The following is a 2,389-nucleotide window of genomic DNA, read 5'->3' on the forward strand; positions in this document are numbered from 1 at the left end:
TGGGTGCGACACGAAGTCGCATAATTTAATTGTTCGGCTATTGACCGAACCTGCTATTCCATTAGCAGTAGCCTGACATCACCAAAGCAGCTGGTAACGGCTGTGAGGAAGCATGATGTGAAAAAGTAGCCCTCCCCGAAAGGGGTCAAGCGGAAACCGTGAGGTGGATGCGATAAGCTGCGAGCAACAATGCGGCTGGGGAGCCTGGCTGTGCGGTATGGTTAATGTAATGTGAATCGCTAATAAACGTCGTTAAAGTGCGAACAGGCTAAAGTTGCTGATAAGCCTGAACCAAAAGGTGACGCAGTCGGATGCCCCTTTCCATGATGGGGGCACATGGACAACAAGACTGCCGGCGGAGAGGCGAAACCTAACCCGTACTGTTAATTATGTGAAACGTGGTAAGCCCGTATTTTCTCCGGCAAAAGCCGGAAAGCAGACCGCAAGGAAAGCCCATGGAAAATGCGGGTAAGGAACGATGGAAAAAGCGAACGCCGACCCTGTAATGGGGACGGATAGAGGTTGCAACATCACCTCACGCGAAAGCGGGCAGACTTCCATCTGGTCTTTCTTTACGAGAGAATTTATAGAACTTTTGAAAGGAGAAAATGCAAATGAACGGGAAACCGTGTGCATCTCCCGGCATTGCAACGTGCTGGGAAGAAATAGACTGGCAAAAAGCACGGGCGTATGTCAAAAAGCTGCAAATGCGTATCGTAAAGGCTCAAAAGGAAGGTCATTACAGCAAAGTAAAATCGCTGCAATGGCTGCTGACACACTCGTTCTACGCCAAAGCCCTGGCGGTAAAGCGAGTAACAAGTAACTCAGGCAAAAGGACATCCGGCGTAGACCATGAATTATGGCTGACGCCACAGGCAAAATTCAACGCAATCTCAAAACTCAACCGGCGGGGGTATCGCCCCCAACCGCTCAGACGGCACTATATTCCCAAGAAAAACGGAAAAATGCGACCACTGAGCATCCCGACCATGACCGACAGAGCCATGCAGACACTCTACAAATTTTCACTGGAACCGATAGCGGAAACCTATGCCGACCCCAACTCCTACGGATTCAGAATCGGCAGAAGCACTCACGATGCAATCGAGCAGTGCTTCACCGACCTGAACAAAGGAAAATCCCCGAAATGGATACTGGAGGGCGACATCAAGGGCTGCTTCGACCACATCAGTCACCAATGGCTGCTGGAAAACATTCCAATGGACACGCAGATCCTTGAAAAGTGGCTGAAATGCGGATATGTGGAAACACAGAAATTATTCCCAACAGACGAGGGTACACCGCAAGGCGGTACGATTTCTCCGACGCTGATGAATATGACTCTGGATGGTCTGGAACGCTTGCTCCATGACAGACTCCCGACCCGTAAAAAGGTCAATGGGAAAACACACTGCAACAAGATGAATTTCGTGCGATATGCGGATGATTTTATCATCACAGGAGAATCGCCGGAGTTTCTGCGTGAAAAGGTGCTTCCCATCGTGAGAGAGTTCCTGACAGAAAGAGGATTGCAGCTATCTGAAGAAAAGACGGTTATTACCCACATTGGCGAGGGCTTTGACTTCCTGGGCAAAAACATCCGCAAATACAACGGAAAACTGCTCATCAGGCCCTGCAAATCTGCGGTGAAATCCTTCCTGGGCAAAGTGCGGGACATCATTAAGAGCAGCAAATCCATAAAGCAGGAAATCCTGATTCGTAGGCTCAACCCGGTTATCCGGGGGTGGGTAAACAATCAGAGATATGTTGTTTCTTCCAAGGTGTTCAGCACGGTTGACTATGAGATATACAAATGCTTGTGGCAATGGGCCAAGCGCAGGCACAAGAAAAAGAGCCGCAAATGGATTGCCAGGAAATACTGGCACGACATCGACTCTCGCCAGTGGACATTCTCTGTTCCCTATGAAAACCAGGGCACGGAGGGCAAACCGCTCTATTGCAAACTCGAATATGCAACCGATACGAAAATCATACGATTTAAGAAAATCGTGGCGGAAGCAAATCCGTTTGATGAATATTGGACGGACTATTTCGAGGAACGAGAGGGCGAAAAGCTGCTCAACAGCACCAAGGGACGGGAAAAGCTGCTGACGATCTGGCGGCGGCAAGGCCGCCGCTGCCCTGTCTGCGGGGACCTTATCACCTCAGAAACCGGCTTCAAAGTGCATACCCCAGCCGGAAAGAGCAGCCGGAAAATCATGGTACACAAGGAATGCCACGAAGAAAATTCACAGCCTGATTACTGCTTTTGAGCCGGGTTCTCGATAAGAGAGCCTTTTGAAAGGCTTGAGCCGTGTGAGGGGAAACTCTCACGCACGGTTCTTAGGGGAGGGATGGGCAGCAATGTCCATCTCTTACCCGACCAGAC

Annotated in this window: 1 protein-coding gene; it reads left to right on the forward strand. The window is 50.0% G+C overall.

Annotation, left to right across the window (positions count from 1 at the left end; translation table 11 throughout):
• Positions 1-614 precede the first annotated feature (614 nt).
• Complete coding sequence (gene ltrA / locus HW447_RS17735; RefSeq protein WP_176256348.1) at positions 615-2,273, forward strand: group II intron reverse transcriptase/maturase; 1,659 nt, start codon at positions 615-617, stop codon at positions 2,271-2,273.
• Positions 2,274-2,389: the final 116 nt, after the last annotated feature.

It is taken from the genome of Enterocloster alcoholdehydrogenati (genome assembly GCF_013282095.1).
GTDB lineage: Bacteria > Bacillota > Clostridia > Lachnospirales > Lachnospiraceae > Enterocloster > Enterocloster alcoholdehydrogenati.